Genomic DNA, 26,429 nt, shown 5'->3' with positions numbered 1-26,429 from the left:
ATCTAATTTCAGGTACGCAATATAATAGCCTTATATTTGTCTGTTCAAACCCGTCGATAATTCATGCCGGTTAAAGGAAATCAGTTTAGGTCAAATACTTTTAGAGATGAGCAGGGAGCGGCGAAACCGTCCTTCCGGGAGCGTATCGTTAAAGAGAGAGAGAGAGAGAAAGAAAAGGAGAGGAGAGACATCTTGCCATCAATAAATATTGACTATGGCAGACTCTACAAAATAACAGGCTTGTTTTTCCTGATATTGTCGCTTTACTTTCTGGTGGCATTTACCTCGTATTTATTTACCTGGGAAGATGATCAAAGTTTCGTAATTGATGCCAATGGAGGTTGGGATAATCTTTTTAAACCCGTAGAGGAGCTACAGCGCGCCGGAGTCATTAATCCGCAGGTGGAAAACTGGCTCGGGAAGTTCGGGGCCTTGCTGTCTCATCAATTTATTTACGAATGGTTCGGAGTAGCTTCTTTCGTATTTATCGGTGTATTTTTTATTATAGGATACCGCCTTTTGTTTAAAGTTAAACTAGCCTCTATATCTAAAACGCTTGGTTATTCTTTTTTCCTGCTAATATTCACTTCACTTAGTCTGGCCTTCTTTCATGGGTTTCTTTCAGAATATCCTCATTTTTTGGAGGGAGAGTTTGGCTTCTGGTCCAATCGCTTATTACAAGCTCAAATTGGAAATACAGGAACGGCTGGTATTTTGGCTTTTGCTGGATTATCTGCCCTGATCATAGCTTATAACATTGACTTTAAGATTCCAAAGAGAGAGAAGAAATCTGGTCAGACCGTAATTCCCTTTAATGAGGATAATGAGCTGGAAGATGGTGATGATGAGCATGACATTGAGAACGAGGACGACTTCAGGACCGAGCCAGTGGAATTTGCGGTTAAGGGCAATCGCATAATACACCAGGAAGCTCAGGTTGAGGACCTCCAAAGGCCAGTTAACAGAGAACCGCTACGGCAGGAAAGGATAGCACCACCTGTGATCCTGGAGCCAGAGAAAGAGCCAGAATTCGTTGTTCCAAAACCGCCGGTTTTTGAAACTGTAATTGGAGCAGGTGCAGCATCTGCCCTTGGAGCGAGCGCTGCCGTACCGCCGGTAGCTTTCAATCTTCCTAAAAATGAGGTGAGAGATCTGGAGATAAATCACATTCCAGAGGAAGAGTCGCCAGCTTACGAACAAGAACTTTCTTTCGAAAAAGCCATTGAACCACCAGTTGCTGAGAAAGAAACTGAATTAGTTTTGGAAACGATTGTACCTGATCAGGAACTTGAGCTTGAAATTGAACCCATAGCAGAGGAAGTAACAGCAAAAACCTTAGTTGAGCAGTTTGGACAGTATGATCCCAAGCTGGACCTTGCTTCTTATAAATACCCTAATCTTGATCTTTTAGAAAACTATGGAACTAACAAGATCAATGTTAATGCGGAGGAACTTGAAGCCAATAAAAATAAGATCGTAGAGACACTTAATCATTACAATATTGAAATTGATAAGATTAAGGCAACTATCGGTCCTACGGTTACTTTGTATGAAATCGTTCCTGCGCCAGGTGTCCGTATCTCTAAGATCAAGAACCTTGAAGATGATATCGCTTTAAGTCTTGCAGCCTTAGGCATCCGTATCATTGCCCCAATGCCAGGTAAAGGAACTATTGGTATTGAGGTTCCAAATTCACATCCCGAGATGGTAGCAATGCGTTCTGTTCTGGCTACAGATAAATTTCAGAATGCTGGGATGGACCTTCCGCTTGCTCTTGGCAAAACAATATCCAACGAAGTTTTTGTAGCCGACCTTGCAAAAATGCCACACTTGCTTGTAGCAGGGGCTACTGGTCAGGGTAAATCAGTAGGTATTAATTCGATCCTGGTATCTCTTCTTTACAAAAAGCACCCTTCGGAACTGAAGTTTGTGCTGGTGGATCCGAAGAAAGTAGAGTTGACTTTATTCAGGAACATTGAAAGGCATTTCCTGGCTAAACTTCCGGGAGAAGAAGATGCTATCATTACTGATACTAAGAAAGTAATAAATACTCTTAATTCACTGTGTATAGAAATGGATCAGCGTTATGATCTGTTGAAAAACGGGCAGGTAAGGAATTTAAAAGAGTATAATAACAAATTTGTCAACCGCCGATTAAACCCTGAGGAGGGTCACAGGTTCTTACCTTTTATAGTGCTGGTAGTTGACGAGTTTGCAGATTTGATGATGACAGCAGGTAAAGAGGTAGAAACTCCCATTGCGCGTTTAGCACAGTTAGCACGTGCCGTAGGGATCCACCTTGTTATTGCTACTCAACGTCCATCTGTAAATATCATCACCGGCACAATTAAGGCCAACTTTCCTGCAAGGCTGGCCTTTCGGGTTCTTTCTAAGATTGACTCAAGAACTATCCTTGATAGTGGTGGTGCCGACCAGCTGATAGGTAGGGGAGATATGCTTTTTTCTACCGGTAATGATCTTATACGCCTTCAATGTGCTTTTGTTGATACTCCTGAGGTAGAGCGTATTTCTGAGTATATAGGAGGGCAAAGAGGATATTCATCTGCCTGGATGTTACCTGAGTATATTGACGAGAACGGCGAGGGTGGAAGTGTTAAGGATTTTGATCCAAGCGATCGCGATCCTCTGTTTGAGGACGCTGCCCGGTTGATAGTTATGCATCAGCAGGGATCCACTTCCTTAATTCAGCGCAAGTTGAAGTTAGGGTATAACCGGGCAGGCAGGCTGATCGATCAACTGGAGGCTGCGGGAGTTGTAGGGCCTTTCGAAGGTAGCAAAGCGAGAGAGGTGTTAATTCCGGATGATTATGCATTGGAACAGTTTTTAGACAATTTGAATAAATAAGAAACACACATAAAACGAAATGAAAAAATACATTCTTAGTGCTTTTGTTGTTTTTGGATCTGTGGTAAACGTATTAGCACAAACAGATGCAAAGGCTAAACAAATATTAAATGAAGTAAGCAAGAAATACAGGTCTTACGACGTTATAAAAACCGATTTTACATTTACTCTTGATAACCCTCAAGCCAAGATAAAGGAAACCCAAGCAGGTACTCTCTATGCAAAGGCCAAGTCAAATAAATATAAAGTAGTGATGAAGGGACAAGACCTTATCAGTGACGGTAAGACTCAGTGGACCTACCTTAAGAATGAGAAGGAAGTTCAGGTAAACGATGTTGATAATAGTCCGAATGCAATTAATCCTGCAAAGATCTTCACTATTTACGAAAAGGGCTTCAAGTACCTTTACACCGGAGATACGAAAGTTGGTGGAAAGGTCCAGCATGTGATTGATCTTTCTCCTGTTGATACGAAAAGATCTTTCTTTAAAGTGCGGTTAAATATTGATAAAGCCACTAAACAGATAAGTAATGCTATTATTTTCGATAAAAACGGGAATAAATACACTTATGCCATGAAGGCTTTTTCTCCAAATGTAAAAGTGCCGGAATCTACTTTCGCCTTTGATGCTAAAAAATACCCGGGGGTGAGCGTTGAAGACCTTCGGTAAGCGGACCTTTAGATATTGTAAAAGCGGTAGGAGACTATCGCTTTTTTTTCTGGTCTCCAGATTATTTTGGCCCTATTTACCTTCCGTTCATAGAGGTTTTATTTTAACAGCCTTTATATAAACCTTTATTTTTATTTTTGAGGAATGGCCCTTACATATACACAGTATACACTAGAAAAACTGGAACTTCTGCTGAAGGCTTTAGACTATAAGGTACGTTATGAGAAAGGTAGTTTTAAAACTGGTGCTTGCGTAATAGAAAGCAGCAGGGTGGTGGTCGTAAATAAGTTTTCGACAATTGAAAGCAAAATCCTTTCTCTGATAACATTGCTCCAACAAATTCAGGTGGATGAGAGTTTGTTAGACGAGAAACAGATTGCGTTTCTTGCTTCACTAAAACAAACTACCTTACAATTGTGAAAATAACGTTTTTAGGAACTGGCACATCGCAGGGAGTACCTGTTATCGGATGCGATTGTGCCGTTTGTACATCTGCTGACTCAAAAGACAAACGCCTTCGCGTATCTGTATTAATTGAAATAGGGGATAAGGTAATTGTAATTGACAGCGGACCGGATTTTAGATACCAGATGTTAAGGGCGGGCGTGAAACGCCTGGATGCTATTCTATTTACACATGAACATAAGGATCATATAGCAGGTCTCGATGACGTTCGGGCTTTTAATTATTTTCAACAGCAGGCGATGGAAGTGTATGCGCACAAGCGTGTGCAGGAAAGTTTAATTAGAGAATTTTATTATGCTTTCGCTTCTGTTAAATATCCCGGAGTTCCTTTAATTAATTTAAATGAGATCAGAAATACGGCCTTTACGGTGGAGGGTATTGAGGTTCTTCCTATAGAGGTGATGCATTATAAATTACCTGTATTTGGATTTCGCATTGGCGACTTTTCATACATTACAGATGCAAAAACAATATCAGAAGAAGAGATGGATAAAGTCAGAGGCTCCAAGATAGTAGTGGTAAATGCACTTCAGAAAGAAAAGCACATCTCGCACTTTACACTTGACGAGGCAATACACTTTGCTAGTGAGGTAAAGGCAGAAAAGACCTATTTCACTCATATGAGTCACAGGTTGGGCAAACACCAGGAGATCATGCTGGAATTACCTGAGTCAATTGAACTAGCTTATGATGGACTAGTCCTTGACTTGTAGCCGCCTGAATAGCTATTCAAGATTGGCCACACCCTGGTCTGATTCCTGATCGTTCAGATCATTATGACCATCCTCAAGATCTCCGTACGTTTCCTCGTAATCATTATCCTCTTCAGGTTCATCATCTTCCTCGTCACCATTTGGATAAGATGATTTAGGTGAAGTCTCGTTATCTTTTATTTCCTTCTCTTCACTGAAATACTCAGTAGAATTTCTATTCTCTAATAAGGGGAATTCCATGGTCTTAATTCTTTGGGTCTATAAATATAACACACTTAAGATATTTCTTTCGAGTATCCTCTGGTGCTCCTTTTCCTGAGTAACTAAAATAAGCTCATCCCAGTTTTATAAATTTTCCTGTTATTTATATTGCTGATAACCTGCGTTTTTTAGAATGAAGGGCATAGTTTTTGAACCTTAGAGCCTAAATTTTGTTAACTTGTGAGTTCAAGCTATAATGGAATGATGAACGTCATTTCCTAACAAAATAATTATATATTTGGCCTTTTAATTAGTAAGATGAATATAAGTTACGGAGCACGCAGAGAAGTAATGAAGCATATTGAGAAATATATGCTCGATAATATGCATACGTATCTTAAACCGATTGATACAATTTGGCAACCTACCGATTACCTTCCTGATGCTAGTAAGGAAGACTTTTTTCAAGAAGTAAAGGAATTGCAGGAAAGAGCCAAAGCATTGCCATACGATCTATTTGCTGTTTTAATTGGAGATACCATTACTGAAGAAGCCTTACCGACTTATGAGTCGTGGTTAGCCACAGTTGAAGGAGTTTCCAATGATGAAGAAGGCGGATGGATGAAGTGGTTGCGCCATTGGACGGCTGAAGAGAACCGCCATGGAGATCTGTTAAATAAATATCTTTATCTCTCTGGTCGTGTTGATATGCGCAAGATGGAAATTTCCACTCAGTATTTAATTGCTGATGGGTTTGATATCGGAACTGACAGAGATCCCTACAGAAACTTTATTTATACCAGTTTTCAGGAGCTGGCTACCAATATATCGCACCGCAGAGTTGCTTCTCTTGCCAAGAAGAGCGGTGATGGGTTACTTTCGAAAATGTGTGGTGTGATTGCTGGCGATGAGGCAAGGCACGCCAAAGCATACATGGATTTTATTACTCAGGTGTTTACAGTTGATCAAAGTGAAGCAATGATCGCTTTTGAAGACATGATGCGTAAAAAGATCGTGATGCCGGCCCATTTCCTTCGAGAAATAGGACAGAAGGCTGGAAGTGCCTTTGAACATTTTGCTGATGCAGCTCAACGTTTAGGCGTTTATACTGCGCTGGATTACGTAGAGATCTTGCAGGACCTAATAAAGGAGTGGAAGATTGAAAATATCACTGATTTGAACGATGCTGGTGAAAAGGCTCGTGATTATATCATGAAACTACCCGCACGTTTAACGAGGATAGCAGAAAGAATGAAGGCTAATTCGGCTGATTATCAGTTCAGCTGGATCCATGCTATGTAGAATATAAGAGAAGGGAGTGTTTAAAGCTCCCTTTTTTGTTTTAATTAGCTTTTCAAGGGGCTTCCTCGTCAAGAATATTATTCTCGCCACCTTCACTGCTTTCATTATAACTTCCTGCAGGAAAACCTTCATTTTCCTTTTTTTGCTGTTCATGTTCTTCTTCAGAAGTGCCTCCATAAGAAACTTTACCTTCTTTTGATTCGGGATTTCCTTCAATTCCGGATGGTTGATTTGAAGATGCAGAGCCTTGCTCCTGATCTTCATAAGCGTTTACTGACATGTTTTTCTAAGGTTGATTATCGAGTGCATCTGATTTATACTCTTCGTTTTCTTTTGTGCCTTTCTCCCACTCTGGCGAGTTGCCATCCTCGGTGGGATTAGGATTTATTCCATTGCCATTAGCGTGGTTAGTAATAAATTCCTCAGCGCTTGCTCCCGCTTTGTTTTTTAACTCTCCGGGAAGTTCTTGCTTTATTTTTTCTCTTTCAGACATAATAGGTAGAATGTTACTAGCTATTGAAGCAAGTAATGTGCCTGATTTTACCGGGGAACAGAGAACGCGAAAATGGACCGTATTTATTTTAGTTTTTCGTAAAGAACTTTAGAGCGGTGACGGGTGTCTACAGGTAAGTTTTTAATCTTACTGGTTTTCTTAATATTGGCCCCAGGGAAATTTATGGTCAAAGCTTCCCTTAAAATCGTTTCCTCTGCTCGGCCTGTGTAAAATACTTCTACCCCATCCGGAACTATTATTGCAGCTGCCATTTCAACATCATCAACATTAGACAAGACCTGTTCAATCTGATAGTGTTGTAGACCGTTATGAATTCTTTCATTGCCAGACCTGGCAGTAAGATAAAGGAGATCGTTTTTGATATATCCCCAGTCACCCGTCTTTAACCATTCGCCTGCAGTAGCCACATGTTTACCCTTAACCTTTATTTCTCCAACGTGAACCGTTTCTGTGTCTGAAATAAGCAGAGAGCTGGTTTTATCAATTTCAATTTCAACCCCTGGTGCCGCATTCCCGACACAATAGCCGTAAGTGAGATCTTTTATTGCTTCTTCGCACCTTCGTATTGCAATTGGTTCTGCTTCAGACGAACCATAGATTATATAGATCTCAGTCTGAGGAAAAAATTCTTTTAGCTCTTTTATCAAAATTTCAGGTACCGGGGAACCTCCAATCCCTAAGGCTCTGACTCCATTGATTGTTATTTTGCGCGTAGAAAAATACTTTAAAAGCTTTTTGAAGTAATAGACGTTTCCAGTTAAAGTATGAGGCCTCTTTTTTTGTAATTGTTGAACGATCTCGCCTTCCTCTAAAAGTCCGAGGTCAAAGTTTTTAATTTCAGGCAGGAGGCTGACTGTACCAGAAGATAAGTTATGAAGTAAGATATTTGGGAATAAGGGAAAATCAACTTGGGCTTCAAAAGGAGGGAAGCATTGTTTTAAAACCTCGTGTTGGGCAAGTAAGACTTTGTGACTTCTATATATAGCTTTTGGCCTTCCTGTTGAACCTGAAGTATGAGTGATCAAACCTATATGGTGAGGGAGGAGTGTTTTTAGTGAGAAATTCACAGAACCTCTTTTCGCCTTGGCAAGTTCAATAATTTTAAAGGAAGTGAAAAAAGCAGCTAGTCGCAAGCTGAACGAAGCGCGGCTAACGATGATTCTCCGGATCTTACGTCTTCTAATAAGCTTTAGCAGTTGCAAAGGTGAGTTTCCAGCAGGAGGAAGAACTGGAATTGCTCCAAGACTCATAGCGGCTAATATAGCTGATATAAGATCCTCTCCAACCTGGGTAGCAATCAGGACTTCATGTGTGGAATTTGTTCTGCTGCATGAAAGAAGTGTTTTAATTCCTGAGATTTTTTCAAGCAGCGACTTCCCCGTACTGCTTCCGTAAGTCCAGTAAATAAAAGTCTTAGCCTGATCGTTTTTTAAAGTTGTATAAATGGTTTCGAAAAAATTCATAACGGAGCGAGCAGGTGTTTTTATTAACTAGGTTCAGGTAAAATAAACAATAAACAAGTACCTTAATATGGTTAGTATAAAGCTAAGTTATAAGAAATATTTTGATGAACAAGCTAATCCTGGGCTAAGTACAAAAAGTTAAGTTGCGAGTAAGGCAAGAGTATAAATTAAAGCTAGTTCAGGATGCTTGGAGGGGGCGCAGAACTAAACCCAGAAAGAACCCTTGAAGGATTCTAAGCGATATGCAATTTGAAGAGCTGATACAAATATTTGCAGCGGCTCCTCAAATAACCTTATTGGAATTTCTATTGTTGCTGCTGTTGTTGCATCATTTCCAGGTGCTGCTGGAAGCTGTTAATAGGAAATGTACCTGTAGTTATTGCTACAGGAATTGCTTCAGGTTCTTTTTCTTCTTCTTCGTTTCCATAAGATACCGTTACACGAACTTCAAGCTTATGTTCTGCCCCACCTTTATAAACACCCTTTACCGGAGTACAGTCTGGGAAATTTCTGCCAACTGCCAGGCGCACATGCGTTTCATTTGCAACACAGTTGTTTGTAGGATCAAAACCCAACCACCCATAATTGGGGATATAAGCTTCTGCCCATGCATGGGTAGCTCCTTCTCCTCTCATTCCATTCTTATGCGGGCAAATATAGCCACTTACATACCGGGCAGGAATACTTCTAAGACGAAGCATTACCAGCAGGATATGCGCAAAGTCCTGACAAACGCCTGCTCTAAGTTTCCAGATTTGATCCAGGGTAGTTTCTACTGTAGTGATACCCGGAATATATTTGAAGTTTTCAAACACGTACTGATTAAAACGTTTAGCAACGTCAAAAGGAGTCTCCTGAGAAGTATTTCCGTAGCTTGCAATTTCTTTCAGTTCCCCTAATCCCTCAAAATGTTCTTGCTTGAGATAATCCACATAAGGAATATTGTGCTTTATCTTATCAAGCAACTCCCATTGTTCGTTTGCAAAGATATCATCCAAAGGCAAGGGACGGGGAACGGTCACAACCTGTAGCTTGGACATGATTAGTAATTCAGAGTGCGGCTCACAATGAGTAAAGGTGCCTACTTCGTTTCCATAATAATCTTTATATACTTCTACAGGTGGCTCTCCACTGATCTTTAGTTCGTGTTTCAAGACTTCCTGGTACTCATCATTGACAGGGAAGAGAACGATCTGATTCGCACTGTCTCTGACCGGAGTTTTGTAGGTATACTTCGTAGTATGCTTGATTTTAAATTTTGGCATGTTTTGTTACTTACGAATATCCGAAATATTGTTCGTTTACCGAATTCCCTATCGAGTAGAGGTCTTTTTTAATGGAGAAAAGAAAATTATGAAGCCCTTCCTCCTGAATAGTTTCGATAGTACTATACCTAATCCGGCTGTGCAATCTGCCTATCAAAAAAGATAGCTCTTTAACGTTTGAAATAGTATTTTCGTTCTTCAGTCGCTCAAAGTAACGGTTAATATGCCCAACTGAATAAACAACTGATCGCGGAAAGTCATTATTCAGAACTACCATCTCCAAAACGTTCTCCGCTTCAAATCCCTGACGGTAGGTCTTTAAATAGAGCTCATGGCCGCCTATAGACAGCAGCAAGTGCTTCCAATAAGTTGTATCTGTTAATAAGTCCGGATTATGATCAATTGTTCCAAATTTACTATCCAGGATATCAATACTTTGAATACTACGTTCCAGATATTTTCCTATATTCATAAAGCTCCTTCCTTCGCCGCGTTCCATTGTTACTTCAGCTGTTCCATAGTAGAGCATTACTTGTTTTATCAAAATATCAAGGGCCGAAATAGGATCGTCTTTGCGTAGAGCTGCAATAAGTCGCGGATCTTTTACAAGATGGTAATATTCGTTCAAACACTGCCATAGATCTTTGGTAATGTGATCCTGAACACTTCTTGCATTCTCTCTTGCAAGGGTTATAATATTAGTGACAGAATTAGCATTCTCTTTACCAGCAATCAGGTATAACAGCACTTCGCGGCTGTTGAATTCCATATGCTGGATATACTGTTTCTCTAATCCTGTATAGATCTTGATAATAGGTTTCCAGGAAAACTCTGAAATTGAGTCCTGCGAGGATGCATAATAGATTTTAAGCATCCGTAAAATACCGTCGCTACGCTCGACATAGCGACTTAACCAATATAAATTTGCTGCAACCCTGCTTAACATGTGTGTTTGATTTTATGATGCAAGTACCCAGGTATCTTTGCTTCCACCACCCTGCGAACTATTTACTACTAACGAACCTTCTTTTAGTGCTACCCGGGTTAATCCGCCCGGTACAATCTCTATTCCGTTTGGTCCGCATAAAGCAAAAGGGCGAAGGTCTATCCTTCTGGGGTGTAGTTGTTTGTTCAAATAGCAAGGGGCTGCAGAAAGGCTTATAGTGGGCTGGGCAATAAATTGACGGGGGTCTTTTAATACCTCGGCTTTATAGTTTTCTACTTCAATATCAGTTGCGTTATATCCCATTAACATTCCGTATCCACCACTGCCATTAGTCTTTTTAATAACCATTTGGTTAATATTACCAAATACATGGTTTAGGTGTTCAGGATTATCAAGCTGATAAGTAGGTACGTTCTTTAACAGGGGCTCCTCATTAAGGTAGTACTTGATCATCTGAGGAACATAGGAATATATCGCCTTGTCGTCTGCAACTCCATTCCCCACTGCATTTACAATCACTACATTTCCTTTCCTATAGGCACTCATTAAGCCTGCAACCCCTAGAACGCTTTCGGGATTGAACACCAGGGGATCCAGATATTCGTCGTCTACACGTCTGTAAATCACATCTACCTGTTGTCTCCCATTGGTAGTTTTCATATAAACTTTATGATTATCCACCAAGAGATCTTTACCTTCCACTAATTCCACTCCCATCAATCGGGCAAGGGTAGTATGCTCAAAATAGGCGGAGTTATAGATTCCGGGACTTAAAAGTACTATCGTTGGGTTGGAAATTTGCCTTGGAGATAAGGCCATAAGATTTTTGTAAAGTATACCTGGATACTCTGTTACACTTCTGACCTTACATTGAGGAAGTAGATCGGGGAACAAACGCTTTGTTATTTCCCTGTTCTCAAGCATATAACTTACGCCCGAGGGAGTTCTCAAATTATCTTCAAGAACGTAGAAGGTGCCGTCATAATCCCTAATAAGATCAATTCCGGCGATATGAACATAAATATCATGAGGTACGGAAACATTGTACATCTCCCGCAGATAGTGAGGGCAGGAGTAAATCATGTCGATCGGAATGATCCCGTCTTTGACTATAAACATATTGCTGTAAATATCCTTGAGGAAAATATTTAAAGCTTTTAAACGCTGCTTTATCCCTTTTTCAATAAAAGTCCAGTCTTCTGCTGTAAGGATACGTGGAATGATATCAAAAGGGAAAATCTTTTCTATACCTTCACCGCTATTATAAACGGTAAAAGTGATCCCCTGACTCATGAATAGTCGCTTTGCTAATTCCTCTTTTTTGTGGAGGTCTTCGGCTGATTCGTTAGATAAATACTCTATTATTTTTTTATAAGGAGATCTTACCTGATGTTCCTGACTGAACATTTCGTCCCAAGTATTCTGTTCAGGAATGTAATTATCTAAAAAATTCAAGCTCATCTATATTTAATTTAGCGTTTAGGTAAATATATGATAAAAAAAATATGACTTACTTAAATTTTATTTAAATAAATTGAAAAAAGTGTAATAAGTAGCTATGTTTAGATGGGGTTGAATGGTAAAAATAAGTTTTAGGCTTATTTTATTTGCTGTTTGTTCTTTTTTAGATCCTGATTTGTCCTTTTTCTTATAAAACCTTTTTGATTATCTCGCAACATTTTTCTATTTCCTCAAATGTTATAGTTAAGGGAGGCGCTATACGGAGAGCTGTCTCACAGTGCAGGAACCAATCTATAATAACCCCATTTTCAACACAGGCTTTACTTGTTGCTTCCACTTGGGCAAAACTATCCAATTGAATACAAAGCATTAAACCCTTTCCCCTTACTTCTCTTATTTTGTAATGTTGTAGCAACTTTCGAAAGAGCGCTTCTTTTTCAGCAACATCGTCCATCATGTTCTCATCGAGTATTGCCTCTAAGGTCGCCAGGCCTGCTGCACAGGTAACCGGATGCCCTCCGAACGTAGTAATATGGCCAAGAATAGGATTATCTTTTAAGCTATCCATAATGTCTCTGCCCGCCACAAATGCTCCCAGAGGCATGCCTCCTCCAATTCCCTTAGCAAGTAAAAGTATATCGGGGATAATGCCAAAATGCTCGAATGCAAAAAGTTTCCCAGTCCTTCCAAAGCCTGTCTGGATTTCATCCATGATCAAAAGGGTTCCTGTTTCCGTACATTTGATCCTTAATTTTTGCAAATAATCATGGTCCGGTACAATAACCCCTGCTTCACCCTGTATCGATTCAATAATAACGGCAGCTGTATCAGTGTCAATCAAATCTAGTTCTTTTACATTATTAAAATGCATAAAACCTATTCCTGGCAACAAGGGCCGGTAGGCCGCTTTGTAATATTCATTGCCCATAACGCTTAGCGCTCCATGTGTACTTCCATGGTAAGCATTATGACATGATAATATTTTACTACGACCCGTAAAGCGTTTAGCTAGTTTCAGTGCACCCTCAGTTGCTTCGGCTCCTGAGTTAACAAAGTACACGGAGTTTAATGAAGAAGGTAGTACCGATACCAATTTTTCTGCGAGCTTAACTTGTGGAGTTTGAATATATTCGCCGTAGACAGCAAGGTGCATGTATTTGTCAACCTGGTCCTTTATTGCCTGGACAACTTTAGGATGGCGATGACCGACATTGCTTACAGCGAAACCTGAAACAAGATCGACATATTCCTTCCCATCTGGTCCGTACATATATATGCCTTCAGCTCTCTCGATTTCTAATAAACGCGGGGTGGAAGAAGTTTGAGCATTATTTAAAAGAAATAGTTGTCTTAAGCTTAACATTCAACAAACTTAGACATTTACGAAGGTTTAACAGACAGGTTAATGAAAATCCTTGTCTACATTTTTAAAAAATGGAGCTTAATACAAATAAGGCATCAGAGAAATATTGAAAATAAAAAAGCCCCTGATGTTGCAGGGGCCGGATTAATAAGAAAAACTAAAACTAAGTATCTGTTATCTAAATTATTGTTTACGTCTTTCGCCCAATTCTTTAATTAACTGCTGTCTGAAATCGTTCTCTGCCTGATATAAAAGATTTACCTTTTGTGCCGGCAGGACTTCCGAAAACTCTTTTCTGTAACGTTTTCTTACCTCCAGAATGTCTGCTTCAAATTCAAGTTCATCCACTTGCTCGCCCGACTTCTTTTGCTCTTGTCTGGCTTTGCGCCTTTCCATCATAATCTTATGTAGATCTTTTTGATAATTACGGTAAACAGGCCAGAATTTTTGTGCTTCCTCAGGACTTAAGTTAAGTCTTCTTGTAAGGTATTCCGCTTTCACAGATTCCAGCTGACCTTGTCCAGGTTGGGCTGAGGAATACAAAGAAGGTAGTAAAAATGTTAATAATAGAAGTAATTTGAAAATATGATTTTTCATGAATGTCTGTTTTATAATGAAGTCTCCAGATACTGCTCAATCTCCTGATCAGAGAACTCCGAATTAATGTCCGGTTGTTTACCTGTTTGTAAAAGATGTTCTGCAATTACTTCCCCATCTCCCGTTGTACTGTTTACCTCCAGGTAATGCACAATCTCCTGATCCGGCACTTTTGATAAAGCTGAATTTATATCTGAGTCCTGTTTCTTGCTATAGTTTAAAAAAATCCCTGTTCCTATCATTACAGTTACACAAGCAGCCGCTGCGTACTGTAACCAAGGTACTGATAGCCTTCTTATCTTAGCTGTTTTTTCTTCCGAAGCCTCGGTAGTTTTAGCCAAAATACGTCCTTGTAAACTTTCAAAATAGTTATCAGGAATAGTGTAAGAATTGTCTTTCAAACCCGGGATCTCATCCAATAAAATACGAGAGTAAATATTACCGCTCAATTCATCAAAATATCCCTCCGGAAGAGTAAATCCATTTTCTGTACCATCTTCTGCATGCTCTTCCAACTTCAGCCTTGCAATGATCTGTTCATTCAAATTATCAAAATAACCCTCAGGAACAGCAAACGCCCCATCTTTCATTCCACCCGTAAGGCTTTCAATAGCAAGTCTTGCAGATATTTGTTCCTGAGAATCAGTAAAATAATTGTCGGGAACAGTGAATGGATTTGCGGCTTCCATAGCTGCAAGAATTGGGGCCTCCTTTTTCCAATCTTCGTTTATGTTATTCAAATCCATGATACTATTACTGATAGCTTTTAATACGAATGGTTTAATCTGTGTTTAATAAAAAACTTTCTATTTTTTTTACAGCCAGGTGGAAGGAGGCTTTTAATGCCCCAACACTGGTACCGGTTATTTCAGAGATCTCATCGTATTTCAGATCGTCGTAATATTTCATGTTGAAAACAAGCCTTTGTTTTTCAGGCAAAGTTAACAAAGCCTGCTGAAGCTTCCGCTGTATTTTATCTCCGTTAAAATAGTTGCTTTCTTCCAATTTATCAGCAAGGTCATAGGATACATCGTCTAGTGAGACGTTGTTCTTTTGCTTTTTCTTGTTAAGGAAAGTTATACACTCATTGGTAGCAATCCGGTATAGCCAGGTATACAGCTGAGAGTCGTTCCTGAAATTCCCCAGGTACTTCCAAACCTTCACAAAAATGTCCTGCACAAGGTCATCTGCGTCATCATGATCTATCACCAGCCTTCGTACATGCCAATATATTTTTTGCTGGTACTTGTTCAATAGAAGGTTAAAAGCTTCATTTTTAGTTCGTTCGTTTGCAAACTTTTCAAGTATTTCTGAATCTTCTACCTGCTTCATATATTATTAAACCTTTTATTTATGCTTAGGTTTATGGATGGTCCTAATATAAAAGTTTTAAATACAAATCAGCAAAAGGCTAATGTTGAGTTTTTGATGTTTAAGGAGCAGAAAAGAAAGCTGCAGTTGTTTTACAAACTTCGCTTAGAATAGGAGGTAAGGTTTCTTCTTTCCAGGGATGACGCGCTCCAAAAACGTGATCACCATTTGGTATTATTTTTAAAATGCTTTTTGTATTCTGTCTGTGTAACTCCTGGGCTTGTTCTACCGCTACTCCTGTATCGTTATCTCCGTGAATAATTAACCAGGGTTGTTTAATTGAGGATGCAGCATTTGAGATATTTAATTTCTCAGAATGTTGTTCAAAGTCTTCTAAAAGAGTAAGGTTCAATGGCATCTCTTGTTTAGTGCGGGAATTTGAAGTGTAGATGACCCCGTTTTTTTTCCATTCCTTTTCCTGTTCAGGCTTCCAAAGATTATTGAATCGGCTAACAGAGGCCCAGGTCGCGAGTTTACTAATACGTGGATCCTCAGCCGTCTGGATAATAGAGATCCCGCCACCTCGACTATGTCCGATAAGGAAGATTTTTTTAGGTGAGGAAAATGCTTCTCCGCTTAGTGAGAACGTAAGAACTTCATCGAGATCAAAAAGTTCCCTGGAGAAAGTATTTGCTCCGAAAGCAGGCAGATCATCAAACAACTCTTTCTGGTCTTGCGTCATTCCATTATGTGAGAAATTGAACTTCAGGAAGCTAAAGCCCTGCCTGTTAAAAAAATCAGCAATTAAATGATGTGTACCCCAGTCCTTGAAGCCTTTAAAGCCATGGACAAAGATAACAAGTGGGGCCTGAGCCTGATCGGCCGGGTAAAAATCAATAGGAATTGGTCTTGAAGAAGATCCTTCAATCTTAAGAGTTTCCATTAGAGGTTTCCGCAGTTGGATAAGATACTCTGCATAAATTTAACAAAGTTTTCTTCCCCCTGTTTAAAAAAAGCATTTTCAGATTCGGTCAGGGCTTCCTGTGAACTTGCTAGTATTTCTTTTCCTTTTTTAGTCAGTATCACCAGTTTAGCCCGTGCATCTCCTGTAAGTTTTTCCCTTTCTATAAAGTTCTTTTTCTCGAGGCTCGCCAGAATCCGCGAAGTCATCATACGGTCGATCCTTGAAAATTTTGCTACCTGGTGTTGGTAAACAATCTGGTTGGTCCCATTCAAATAGTCACTGATCTTCAACACAATAAATTGAGTGTATGTAAGGTCAAAATTTGAAAGAGTTTGGTTAGCTACCCTTTGCCAGCACATTTCGATCTGCCATAGAAGAAATCCTGGTGCATCTTCTACTCTATCTTCTGCCTGTAAGGTAATAAGGTCTTTCTTCATTCTACAAACGCATTCTAGCTCCTTTAATCCTCAAATAAAATAAAAAATTATTTTTTAGGATAATTTTTGAATTACTTTTTTATCCACGAGGATATTCCTGGTTATACAGAATATTTCTTCCTCCTATAAAAAAATAGGTCTCTCTTTGCTTATTTTAATTATCCCTTCAATACATCTGCAGTTTGTTTTTGTTTTTTAAACTTATCAGACAAAAATTATTTTACTAAAATCTTTTAATTTTCTTCTCCGGGCATTCTTTTACTAATAAACCCGTATTTGCCGTAGTAGGTTAAAAGCAACTTAACATAGAATCTCCGGCAAACCCGGAAAGCATGTGTGGGCTTTTTAAAATTATTTTCCTTACTAAAAAGCAAATGAAGCCTTCACAAAGCCCGAAGAACGTAAGGAAATAATTGAGGTTATGTCATATGATAATTTAAAAACTGTCTAAATACGGCTGTTTGACAAAGACATGACAGCCCTATATAGGCCATTGTCTACTTTTGTTATCGGTTTTACAAAAGAGATATCAAGCGTTGAAACACTTAAAAGTTTTAGCATTCACACACCAGCGGATAGATTTAAAGGAGTTGGGGAAATTAGTAATCTGTAATCAGACGCTGGCTGACAGGTTGAAAGCTGTTAAAGAGAAGTTTGATATAGAAGAGATCTTTTACATAGGCACCTGTAATCGCGTGGAGTTCGTTTTCTCTTCCTGCGATGAGATAACGCCTGCTTTTGTTAAAGATTTCCTTCTTTCTTTCCAATTTTGTATTCCTTTAGAACATGTTGATGAATTTGTTAGTAAAGCATTTGTATATCAGGATATTGAAGCCCTGAGACATTTGCTTCGGATTTCCTGTTCCCTGGAGAGTCTTGTAGTTGGGGAGAAGGAGATCTTAGCACAGGTAAGAAAGTGCTACGATACCTGCAGGCAAGCAGGCTTCACTGGCGACTATCTTCGTCTGGTTATGAATCAGGTGGTTAAGGCCGCAAAGGAGGTTTATACTCAAACAAAGATATCTAAAAACCCTGTTTCGGTAGTTTCACTCGCTTATCGCAAACTACACGAATTAAAAATGTGCTCCAATTCCCGCATACTTATTATCGGCGCCGGCGAAACCAACAAAAATATCTCTAAATACCTCCAGAAACATAAATATTCCAACTTCGCTGTTTTTAATCGTACTTTATCAAAAGCACAGGAGTTAGCGAAAGATCTGAATGGAGTAGCTTACAGTCTGGAAGAACTAACCTCTTATAAGGAAGGGTTTGATGTGATCATAACTTGCACCAGTGCAGTAGATCCGATTTTAACTAATGATGTTTATCTAAGCTTGTTAAATGGCGAAACGGATAAAAAAGTTATTGTAGATCTTGCCATTCCAAATGATACAAGTCCGGATGTGATAGAAAATAATCCTGTAAATTTCATTGAAGTACGTAGTCTTCAGGAGATTGCAAATAAGAATATGCAGGAACGTTACCAGGAATTGGTTCACGCGGAGATGATCATCGAGCAAAATATTGAAGAGTTTAAGCCATTGCTTAAACAACGCAGAGTTGAGCTTGCCATGCGCGAGGTGCCTATTAAGATCAAGGAAATTCGCAACGTAGCAGTTAATTCAGTGTTTGCTGAGGATATAGAGCAATTAGATACCAACTCACGTGAGGTGCTCGAAAAGATCATTAATTATATGGAAAAGAAGTATATCAGCGTACCAATGGTAATGGCTAAAGAGATACTTGTTAATCATACTTAATACAATTCGCTAAAAAGCAAGGATATTAGTATTATTTTTGCAGTCAAAGGCTAAAATTTCACAGTGAATAGAAAAGTAATTATTGGTACACGGGGAAGCGATCTTGCTCTGTGGCAGGCTAACTATGTTAAAGATCAATTAGCTAAAGCAGGATTAGATGCTGAACTTAAAATCATAAAAACGCAAGGGGATAGTATCCTTAATCTAAGGTTAGATAAACTTCAAGGAAAAGGTTTTTTCACCAAAGAGTTGGAAGAAAGTCTCCTTAATGGATCTATTGATCTTGCCGTGCATTCCCACAAAGACCTTCCTACACAAAATCCTCCGGGCTTAATTATCGCAGCTGTTTCAGAGAGAGAGGATCCCGCAGAACTTCTTTTAATCCTTAAAGATTGTGTCGATGTAAAGCAGAAGCTTTCAGTGAAGTTTGGCGGTATGGTTGGAACATCATCGAACCGTCGCAAAGCTCAGTTATTAGCCCTCCGTCCAGATCTTGAAGTAGAAAGTCTAAGAGGAAATGTTCCTACACGTATACAAAAACTACGTGATGAGGATTATGATGCAATAATGATCGCTAAGGCTGGGGTGGAGCGTTTAGGAATAGATCTTAGTGAGTTTTATGTGGAAGAGCTGGAGCCAATGGAATTTGTACCAGCACCTGCCCAGGGAGTGTTAGCAATTCAAATTCGTGAAAATGACCAGGAGCTTTTTGATAAGTTACAGGTTATTCATAACTCTGAAATTGCTGAGCAAATTGCGGTAGAACGTAAAGTGCTCAACCTTTTCAATGGCGGCTGCCATATGCCCCTTGGTTGTTATTGTCGTAAAGAGAATAATAGATTTCAGGTTTGGACCTCAAAGGCCGAGACGGACGAGGATTTCCCCGACCGGCATTTTATCGAAGCTGAGTCAACGGTGGGACTTGCTGAGAAGATCGTTGCAAAATTCGCAACTGATCGAAAATTTCCATCGTCAGTTTTTATTACAAGGGATCTTCCTGAATCCAGTTATTTAAGGAAAGCTCTTAGTAAACATAGCATAGAATTAGAAGGAAAGTCTTTGATAAGAACATTTCCCATCATTAATAAATTAGATCCTTACATTCTCAGACATGTTGATTGGATATTCTTTAGCAGCAAAAATGCTATTGAATACTTCTTTAAATTATCTCCAGAGATAGTTAAAAAGACGAAATTCGGAGTTATCGGAAGAGCTTCTGAAGAAACCCTTCGTCGTTTTGGACGGGTACCAGACTTTAATGGAGAAGAGGAAGGTATTGATACCGCCGACATCGCAGTACAATTTGCCCAGGTAGCTGATGGTGCTACAGTATTATTTCCGGGAGCAAAAGATTCACTGAGAACGGTTCAGCAGGCAATGACAGCATCAAGTAAAGTGATTGATCTGCCGGTTTACGAAACTGTTGAAGAAGAACAGGTAGAGTCGACGATGGCGGAAGTACTCATCTTTACCAGTCCCTCAAATGTAGAAGCTTATTTCAAAGACAACCTTTTGGAGCCAGGTCAGAAAGTTATTTGCATTGGCCGCTCAACGGGCAAGAAATTTGATGAAATGGGCGTTAAATATTCACTGCCTTATTCCCCTGACGAAATGGGACTGGCGGAAGCAGTATTTGCTTTGTAAAATAGGCCTTGATCTCATGGGAAGAAGGAGGTCTGCTTATGCATGCTGTCCAATAAAAAACTATAATAAGGGCTTAAGCCAAGCGGCAAAAGTAAAAACTGATTAAAGTAAACAAAGTTCAGCAGCCATGTCTCCTTCAGAAGGCAAGGAAGCTGAAATAGCCTGAAGGACATATAAAACTATGAAAGATAGCCACTTTGCTCACACTCCCTTTAAGGGGGCAGGGGGTATACGACCAAGAAGATTACGCAAAACACCCATAGTAAGAGAGATGGTTGCGGAGACGAAGCTTTCCAGGGATATGTTCGTCTACCCTTATTTCGTTGTTCCGGGTAATAATTTGGTGAAGCCAATAGAGGCAATGCCTGGAATAAACCACTATTCTATTGATACTCTTGTAAAGGATGTTGAAGATGGGCTGAACCTTGGCCTAAATAAAATAATGCTTTTTGGGGTAGGTGAAGAGAAAAGTGAAGATGCACATACTGCATATTCGGAAGACTCACTTGTTGTTTCTACTGTAAAAGAGTTAAAGAAGCAATTCGGGGACGACCTTTATATAGTTACTGATGTTTGTGTATGTTCTTATACCACCCATGGACATTGCGGAATATTACATAACGACTACGTTCAGAATGATCAAACAGTAGAGGTTATTGCAAAGATGTCTTTAGCTCATGCTAATGCTGGTGCAGATATGCTTGCTCCTTCAGACATGATGGATAACCGGGTTGCTGCAATCAGAGAATTACTTGATGCAAATGGTCAGGTGAATACAGCAATCATGGCCCATGCAACTAAATTTGCCTCAGCCTACTACGGCCCTTTCAGAGAGGCAGCTGATTGTGCTCCGGGAAAAGGGGACAGGAAATCTTATCAAATGGATTTTCGTAATCCAACCGAGGCCTTAAAGGAAGCTTTACTTGATGAAGAGCAAGGTGCTGATGTGTTGATGGTAAAACCTGGACTTGCATATCTTGATATTATTAACAGGTTGAAGCAAAGTACTAATACTCCGATAGCGGTCTATAATGTTTCAGCAGAGTATTCTATGATCAAGGCAGCAGCAGAACGAGGTTGGATCGATGAACAGAAGGTGGTAATGGAAACTATGTATGCTTTCGCAAGGGCTGGTGCCAGTGTTATTAACACTTATCATATAAAAGATATTTTAAAGAATAATTGGATGTAGGGGAGGTGTAAAGGAGAGAGGTAAAAGGTGAAAGGTTTTCCTCTCTTGTTTCAATCTGCTAACCATAAAATAGATGTTATAATAAGGACTTTGCGTTAAAACGATAGTATAGCTTTAACCTTTCTCCTTTAACTTTTAAGCTCAAAAAGATGCTCGACTCTCTCAAAAAAATGTTTAGCTCCGAAGATGATGGCAAGCCTGTATCTACAACAGGAAAGCCTGATATTTCCCGCGAAAAATCAGCGGAACTGTACGAAGAAGCAAAAACTTATTTTCCAGGAGGCGTTAATTCTCCTGTCAGGGCTTTTCGTTCTGTATATGGTACTCCATTATTTATTGAGAAAGGAGATGGCCCTTTTGTTTGGGATGCTGACGGGAATCAATTCATTGATTTCTGCTGTTCCTGGGGACCCTTGATCCTTGGTCATAATAGCCCGAAGATCCGTGAGAAGGTTTCGGAAGTGATGCAGAAGGGTATGAGTTTCGGTGCTCCGACTGCAATTGAAAATGAACTTGCACAGCTTATTCTGAAGAACAATAAGCTCATCGAAAAGATACGGTTCGTTAGCTCAGGAACTGAGGCGGTAATGTCTGCTATTCGCTTAGCAAGAGGATATACCAAACGCGATAAAATATTAAAGTTTGAAGGCTGCTATCACGGCCACGTCGATTCTCTGCTGGTTAAGGCTGGTTCAGGACTGGTAACTTTTGGAGAAACATCTTCAGCGGGAGTTCCGAAATCTTTCGCCGACGAGACGATCGTTATCCCATTAAATGATAGAAATGCTGTTGAAGAAGCATTTCGTCAGTTTCCTGATCAGATCGCTGCGATCATTATAGAAGGCGTTCCTGCTAATAACGGACTTTTAATGCAGGACATAGATTTCGTTCAGTTCCTAAGAGCAATCACTACCCAGAATAAGAGCCTTTTGATCTTTGATGAGGTGATTACAGGATTTAGGCTCGGTTTCGAGGGAGCTGCAAGACACTATGAAGTAAAACCGGATATTATCACTTATGGTAAAATTATAGGTGGCGGACTTCCAGTTGGTTGCTATGGCGCTTCGGCGGAAATAATGAGCAATATTTCTCCGGAAGGGTCAGTTTATCAAGCCGGTACTTTGTCTGGGAACCCAGTTGCTATGGCAGCTGGCATTGCTCAGCTAACGGAGCTCCTAAGATTTGGCTTTTATAAAGATTTGAATAACAAGGCGCAGGATTTTGTCGAATCCATTAGACGTTTTGCCAGTACACGAAACTATAAGTTTAAAGTATTCTCCATTGGTTCAATCTTCTGGTTCGCTTTCACAGATAAAGAAATTAAATCGGCGGAAGATATAGACCCCAGCAGTATGGAAAAATTCAAGATCCTGCATAGGGAGCTTTTAAACAGAGGTATTTATCTTGGACCTTCAGGATATGAAGTTGGTTTTGTATCTGCAGCTCATACAAAAGTGGAGCTCGAAAAAGCAAAGCGTGCTATTATAGAATCTCTTGATATTGTTTTCAGAACTTCACCTAAAAACCCCAAAGAAGAATAGTGCCTTACAAAACTTCCAACCTCAGGTATATGCGGAAACCGCTCGTAATATTTTATGCGCTTGCGATCTATGTCCTGTCAGAGATCATTTGGTGGGCCTACCTGCTGGTTTCTGTTCAGCCTGAGCGTAAGGGAATGATCATGGGAGAGGGTGCTATTTTTCTTCTCATCTTCTTTACCGGTGCTTATTACCTCCAGAGGACGCTGAAGAAGGAACGCAATCTTCATGAACAACAGAAGAACTTCCTTCTTTCAGTTACGCACGAACTAAAATCTCCTCTGGCTTCAATTAAACTTTATATACAAACAATCCTTAAAAGGGAGCTCGATCGTCAGCAGATCAACAGCTTTCTAAACAATTCTTTAAAGGATATTGAGCGATTAGATGACCTGGTAGAGAACATGCTATTAGCCACCCGTATAGAGAATCATTCTTATTCCTTTCCAAAAGAGGAGTTTGATTTTTCAGATGTAATAGAAAAGGTTGCTAATCGTCTGCAGATCCATTCCTGCAGCAGTCAGATCATATCCTGTGAGCTGGAAAAAGGAATAAAGCTGACCGGAGATAAATTTGCCTTGACGCTGGTAGTTTCTAATCTCGTTGAAAACGCAGTTAAATACTCGCCTGCATGTGCAGAAGTAAAGGTGAAATTGTGCAACAAAAACAATATTATACATTTTGCAGTAGAGGATAAAGGTATTGGAATAAGCGATCAGGAGAAATCCCTTATTTTCGACAAGTTTTATCGTGTAGGCAGTGAAGAGACCAGAAAGACGAAAGGAACCGGTTTAGGTCTTTATATTGTAAAACAAGTGCTTGAGAAGCACAAAGCTTACATTAAGGTTAAAAACAATAAGCCTACAGGAACTATATTTGAAGTAACTTTTAACTCACATGGCAACTAAACAACGTATTTTATTAGTAGAAGACGAAGATCATCTACTTGAAGCTATAAAATTAAATCTTGAACTAGAGGGCTTTAAAGTTACCACAGCAACTGATGGCAAAAAAGCCCTTAAGATATTTAAAGAAGAAAGATTCAATCTGATTATTCTTGACGTCATGTTACCTGAAATAGATGGTTTCCAGGTTGCAGAAACAATCCGTTTGGAAAATACAGAAGTCCCGATTATGTTCCTTACTGCAAAAAACACCAATGAAGACCGTGTAGCAGGTTTGAGAAAAGGAGCAGACGATTATCTTGTTAAGCCTTTCAACCTGGAAGAGCTGATCCTTCGTGTTCACAATCTTGTTAAACGCAGTTTGTCTAGCGAAGAGAAGAAGGAATTAAATACTTATAAGATCGGTGACAAGACTATTTACTTCAATTCCTTCGAATTAAGAAATGACGACGGTACAGTAACTCCTCTCACTAAAAAGGAAACTATGCTGTTAAAACTTCTTATAGAAAGAAGGAACGAAGCTGTATCTCGTGAGCAGATCCTTGAGACAGTATGGAACTACGACGTATACCCTTCAACCCGTACTATTGACAACTTCATCCTGACTTTCAGAAAGTACTTCGAACCTGATCAGAAAAATCCGAAGTATTTCCATTCTATCAGAGGCGTTGGATACAAGTTCACCGACAGCCAGTAATAATGATGACAACCAAAGCCCGCGTGTTGATTATCGCGGTTGCTCTGCTTTTATTAGCATGGACCTTGTACGAGAAAACGTATGAGGTTTCTGCATTAGTAGGGTTAGGTATTGCTTACCTCATCTGGTCGCATTTCCGACAGGGCACAGTTGCTTTAGCAGCCAGGGCTTACCATAACAAAGACTATGGGAAGGCTGAGCAATTACTAAAGGAGGTGAAGAACCCAGACCAGTTGGCAAGAAACAGAAGAGGGTATTATGAATTCATATTGGGGAATATAGATCTTCAGAATGAGAAATTTCAGGAAGCCGAAACTCATTTTCAAATTGCAAGCCGCTTCCCCCTTCGGAATGAAAACGATAAGGGAATTGTACTTGTTCAGCTGGCTAATCTGAACCTTAAAAAGCGAGAGTTCGAGAAGGCTCAGGCTTATCTTGATGTAGCAAAAGAATTAAAGATCAGTTCCCGTGTACAGGGAATTGTTGAAAAAATAGAAAACGAAATACGAAAATCAAAGTGATAAATACTCAGAAGGATTCGCTCTTTATAAGGGCCGCTCAATCACAGCCAACAGAAAGACCTCCAGTTTGGATGATGCGTCAGGCAGGCCGGTTCATGAAAGAATATTGGGAGATCAAGAATAAATACAGTTTTCTGGAGATGTGCAAAACTCCCGAAATTGCTGCTGATGTTACTATGCTTCCGGTGGATCTTCTTGATATTGATGCCGCAATCCTTTTCTCAGATATTCTGGTAACAGGAGAAGCAATGGGCGGAGACCTTAGTTTCAACCAGGGCGTTGGACCTAAGTTCGCTAATCCAGTTCGCACTAAAGCTGATATTGATAACCTCAATGTAGATTGTCTTGGACAACTTCAGTATGTTGCCGATGCTATTAAGGTAATACAGCAACGCTTAAATGGTAAAATCCCTTTAATTGGTTTTGCAGGAGCTCCTTTTACCGTGATGAGCTATCTGGTTGAAGGCGGGTCTTCTAAAGATTTTAAGCTTACCAAACTGATGCTTCATAATGAACCCGAAATGGCGCATCAATTACTTTCAAAAATTGCAAAGGTTACTACCGATTATCTTAATATGCAGATTGCAGCAGGTGTAAATGCGGTGCAGGTATTTGATAGCTGGGCAATGGCTTTATCCTGGGATGATTACAAGGAGTTTTCTCATCGTTATATTTCTGAAATAATTGCGGGTTTAAACCGTCAGGACATCCCGGTAATTTCTTTTTGTAAGGGAAGCTCTGTGTTCGCCCCTTTGATGGCAGAAGCGAAACCGGACGTTATCTCGATCGACTGGAATGCGGATTTGCTGGATATTAAGAAGCGCTTACCTCAAGGTATTGCAGTGCAAGGAAACTTTGATCCGCATATTCTTTACGCAGATAAAAAGGTAATCAAAGAAAGGATTCACAGACTGTTTGAACGGATGAAGGGAGAGAATGGGTTTATCTTTAACCTTGGTCACGGTATCATGCCTGATATTCCTTTTGATAATGTGAAGTATGCAGTGGATGTAATTAAAGAGTATAAATAGATTAGTGTTTATTCCATGGAATACTATCTCTACATAAAGTCTGTCCATATCATCTTCGTTGTAAGTTGGATGGCAGGACTTTTTTATATCGTCCGTTTGTTTGTCTATCACATAGAAGCAAATGAGCGGCCGGCGGAGGAGCGGGCTTTATTGCAGAAGCAGTTTCAGGTGATGGAAAGTAAGCTTTGGAACATCATTACCGTTCCTGCAATGCTGCTTACAGTAGCATCAGGAATAGGAATGATTCTAGTTAATCCCTACTTGTTACAAATGAACTGGATGCTGGTTAAAATAGGCTTTGTAGCAGGCCTCTTAATATATCACTTCATTTGCCAGCGCATTATCAGGCAATTAAAAGAAGGAGATTTTCGCTGGACGTCTACACAGCTACGCTTCTGGAATGAAGGAGCAACGATATTATTAGTAGCGATCGTGTTTACAGTAGTGCTAAAAACAGCGATCGATTGGTTATATGGACTGGCCGGACTCTTCGTATTTATCGTAGTTATCATGTCTGCTGTGAAAATTTATAAGTATTATCGCCTCAAAAATTCTTCAAACAAAGTTTAACATCAATTCCCTATTCAAAAACCCAGGAGAT

The 26,429-nt window shown here is 39.7% G+C and carries 27 protein-coding genes; 14 read left to right on the top strand and 13 right to left on the bottom strand.

Annotated features, from left to right (window positions below; translation table 11 throughout):
• Window positions 1-63: 63 nt before the first annotated feature.
• The 4 genes from J4N24_RS06250 (at window position 64) to J4N24_RS06235 (ending at window position 4,713) form a co-directional block, all read left to right on the top strand.
• A complete protein-coding gene (locus J4N24_RS06250; RefSeq protein ID WP_207532799.1) occupies window positions 64-2,865 on the top strand; it encodes an FtsK/SpoIIIE family DNA translocase in 2,802 nt (933 codons plus the stop codon).
• Window positions 2,866-2,884: 19 nt separating this feature from the next.
• The gene (gene lolA1, locus J4N24_RS06245; RefSeq protein WP_207532798.1) at window positions 2,885-3,535 is read left to right on the top strand and encodes an outer membrane lipoprotein periplasmic chaperone LolA1; all 651 of its coding nucleotides are present in this window, start codon (window positions 2,885-2,887) and stop codon (window positions 3,533-3,535) included.
• 144 nt (window positions 3,536-3,679) lie between these two features.
• On the top strand, window positions 3,680-3,955 hold the full coding sequence (locus J4N24_RS06240) for a hypothetical protein (RefSeq protein WP_207532797.1): 276 nt from the start codon (window positions 3,680-3,682) through the stop codon (window positions 3,953-3,955).
• Window positions 3,952-4,713, top strand: a complete 762-nt coding sequence (locus tag J4N24_RS06235; RefSeq protein ID WP_207532796.1) for an MBL fold metallo-hydrolase — start codon at window positions 3,952-3,954, stop codon at window positions 4,711-4,713. The genes J4N24_RS06240 and J4N24_RS06235 overlap by 4 nt, the downstream gene beginning before the upstream one ends.
• A 12-nt stretch (window positions 4,714-4,725) precedes the next feature.
• Here the strand turns inward: J4N24_RS06235 and J4N24_RS06230 are convergent, their stop codons facing one another.
• On the bottom strand, window positions 4,726-4,953 hold the full coding sequence (locus J4N24_RS06230; protein WP_207532795.1) for a hypothetical protein: 228 nt from the start codon (window positions 4,951-4,953) through the stop codon (window positions 4,726-4,728).
• A 279-nt stretch (window positions 4,954-5,232) separates the two neighbouring features.
• Between J4N24_RS06230 and J4N24_RS06225 the strand changes: the two genes are divergently transcribed.
• Window positions 5,233-6,216, top strand: a complete 984-nt coding sequence (locus J4N24_RS06225; protein WP_207532794.1) for an acyl-ACP desaturase — start codon at window positions 5,233-5,235, stop codon at window positions 6,214-6,216.
• Window positions 6,217-6,268: 52 nt separating this feature from the next.
• Here the strand turns inward: J4N24_RS06225 and J4N24_RS06220 are convergent, their stop codons facing one another.
• The 12 genes from J4N24_RS06220 to J4N24_RS06165 all read right to left on the bottom strand — a co-directional run bounded on the left by J4N24_RS06220 (window position 6,269) and on the right by J4N24_RS06165 (window position 16,537).
• Window positions 6,269-6,496: a hypothetical protein gene (locus J4N24_RS06220; RefSeq protein ID WP_207532793.1), complete on the bottom strand. Its 228-nt coding sequence runs from the start codon at window positions 6,494-6,496 to the stop codon at window positions 6,269-6,271.
• Window positions 6,497-6,502: 6 nt separating this feature from the next.
• Complete coding sequence (locus tag J4N24_RS06215) at window positions 6,503-6,709, bottom strand: hypothetical protein (protein ID WP_207532792.1); 207 nt, start codon at window positions 6,707-6,709, stop codon at window positions 6,503-6,505.
• Window positions 6,710-6,792: 83 nt separating this feature from the next.
• A complete protein-coding gene (locus J4N24_RS06210; protein WP_207532791.1) occupies window positions 6,793-8,193 on the bottom strand; it encodes an AMP-binding protein in 1,401 nt (466 codons plus the stop codon).
• A gap of 305 nt (window positions 8,194-8,498) precedes the next feature.
• Entirely contained in the window at window positions 8,499-9,458 is a 960-nt protein-coding gene (locus J4N24_RS06205; RefSeq protein WP_207532790.1) for a transglutaminase family protein, read from the bottom strand.
• A 10-nt stretch (window positions 9,459-9,468) separates the two neighbouring features.
• On the bottom strand, window positions 9,469-10,404 hold the full coding sequence (locus tag J4N24_RS06200) for an alpha-E domain-containing protein (protein WP_207532789.1): 936 nt from the start codon (window positions 10,402-10,404) through the stop codon (window positions 9,469-9,471).
• A 12-nt stretch (window positions 10,405-10,416) separates the two neighbouring features.
• Entirely contained in the window at window positions 10,417-11,865 is a 1,449-nt protein-coding gene (locus tag J4N24_RS06195) for a circularly permuted type 2 ATP-grasp protein (protein WP_207532788.1), read from the bottom strand.
• 187 nt (window positions 11,866-12,052) lie between these two features.
• Entirely contained in the window at window positions 12,053-13,228 is a 1,176-nt protein-coding gene (locus tag J4N24_RS06190; protein WP_207532787.1) for an aspartate aminotransferase family protein, read from the bottom strand.
• A 183-nt stretch (window positions 13,229-13,411) separates the two neighbouring features.
• Window positions 13,412-13,825, bottom strand: coding sequence for a hypothetical protein (locus J4N24_RS06185; protein WP_207532786.1), 414 nt, complete (start codon window positions 13,823-13,825; stop codon window positions 13,412-13,414).
• Between the two features lie 11 nt (window positions 13,826-13,836).
• Complete coding sequence (locus tag J4N24_RS06180) at window positions 13,837-14,571, bottom strand: hypothetical protein (RefSeq protein WP_207532785.1); 735 nt, start codon at window positions 14,569-14,571, stop codon at window positions 13,837-13,839.
• 34 nt (window positions 14,572-14,605) lie between these two features.
• Window positions 14,606-15,157, bottom strand: a complete 552-nt coding sequence (locus J4N24_RS06175) for an RNA polymerase sigma factor (RefSeq protein WP_207532784.1) — start codon at window positions 15,155-15,157, stop codon at window positions 14,606-14,608.
• Between the two features lie 100 nt (window positions 15,158-15,257).
• The gene (locus tag J4N24_RS06170; protein WP_207532783.1) at window positions 15,258-16,079 is read right to left on the bottom strand and encodes an alpha/beta hydrolase family protein; all 822 of its coding nucleotides are present in this window, start codon (window positions 16,077-16,079) and stop codon (window positions 15,258-15,260) included.
• Window positions 16,079-16,537, bottom strand: a complete 459-nt coding sequence (locus J4N24_RS06165; RefSeq protein ID WP_207532782.1) for a MarR family winged helix-turn-helix transcriptional regulator — start codon at window positions 16,535-16,537, stop codon at window positions 16,079-16,081. The genes J4N24_RS06170 and J4N24_RS06165 overlap by 1 nt, the downstream gene beginning before the upstream one ends.
• 536 nt (window positions 16,538-17,073) lie before the next feature.
• Here J4N24_RS06165 and hemA point away from each other — a divergent pair.
• The 9 genes from hemA to hemJ all read left to right on the top strand — a co-directional run bounded on the left by hemA (window position 17,074) and on the right by hemJ (window position 26,398).
• Entirely contained in the window at window positions 17,074-18,300 is a 1,227-nt protein-coding gene (hemA, locus tag J4N24_RS06160; protein WP_207532781.1) for a glutamyl-tRNA reductase, read from the top strand.
• Window positions 18,301-18,363: 63 nt separating this feature from the next.
• Window positions 18,364-19,944: a hydroxymethylbilane synthase gene (gene hemC, locus J4N24_RS06155; RefSeq protein WP_207532780.1), complete on the top strand. Its 1,581-nt coding sequence runs from the start codon at window positions 18,364-18,366 to the stop codon at window positions 19,942-19,944.
• A gap of 181 nt (window positions 19,945-20,125) precedes the next feature.
• Window positions 20,126-21,136 carry a porphobilinogen synthase gene (gene hemB / locus J4N24_RS06150; RefSeq protein WP_207532779.1) on the top strand — a complete coding sequence of 337 codons (1,011 nt, stop codon included), beginning with the start codon at window positions 20,126-20,128 and terminating at the stop codon, window positions 21,134-21,136.
• A 149-nt stretch (window positions 21,137-21,285) separates the two neighbouring features.
• On the top strand, window positions 21,286-22,677 hold the full coding sequence (gene hemL / locus J4N24_RS06145; RefSeq protein WP_207532778.1) for a glutamate-1-semialdehyde 2,1-aminomutase: 1,392 nt from the start codon (window positions 21,286-21,288) through the stop codon (window positions 22,675-22,677).
• 29 nt (window positions 22,678-22,706) lie between these two features.
• On the top strand, window positions 22,707-23,582 hold the full coding sequence (locus J4N24_RS06140) for a sensor histidine kinase (RefSeq protein ID WP_207532777.1): 876 nt from the start codon (window positions 22,707-22,709) through the stop codon (window positions 23,580-23,582).
• Entirely contained in the window at window positions 23,572-24,276 is a 705-nt protein-coding gene (locus J4N24_RS06135; protein WP_207532776.1) for a response regulator transcription factor, read from the top strand. Before J4N24_RS06140 ends, J4N24_RS06135 begins: the two co-directional genes overlap by 11 nt.
• A 2-nt stretch (window positions 24,277-24,278) precedes the next feature.
• Complete coding sequence (locus tag J4N24_RS06130) at window positions 24,279-24,797, top strand: hypothetical protein (RefSeq protein ID WP_207532775.1); 519 nt, start codon at window positions 24,279-24,281, stop codon at window positions 24,795-24,797.
• Window positions 24,794-25,828, top strand: coding sequence for a uroporphyrinogen decarboxylase (gene hemE / locus J4N24_RS06125; RefSeq protein ID WP_207532774.1), 1,035 nt, complete (start codon window positions 24,794-24,796; stop codon window positions 25,826-25,828). The genes J4N24_RS06130 and hemE overlap by 4 nt, the downstream gene beginning before the upstream one ends.
• Before the next feature lie 15 nt (window positions 25,829-25,843).
• Window positions 25,844-26,398: a protoporphyrinogen oxidase HemJ gene (gene hemJ, locus J4N24_RS06120; RefSeq protein WP_207532773.1), complete on the top strand. Its 555-nt coding sequence runs from the start codon at window positions 25,844-25,846 to the stop codon at window positions 26,396-26,398.
• The last annotated feature ends 31 nt before the right edge of the window (window positions 26,399-26,429 follow it).

The sequence above is a fragment of the Desertivirga arenae genome (genome assembly GCF_017355785.1).
GTDB lineage: Bacteria > Bacteroidota > Bacteroidia > Sphingobacteriales > Sphingobacteriaceae > Desertivirga > Desertivirga arenae.
The sequence above is the reverse complement of the archived record's forward strand: the minus strand, read 5'-3'. Positions and strand labels throughout refer to the sequence as shown.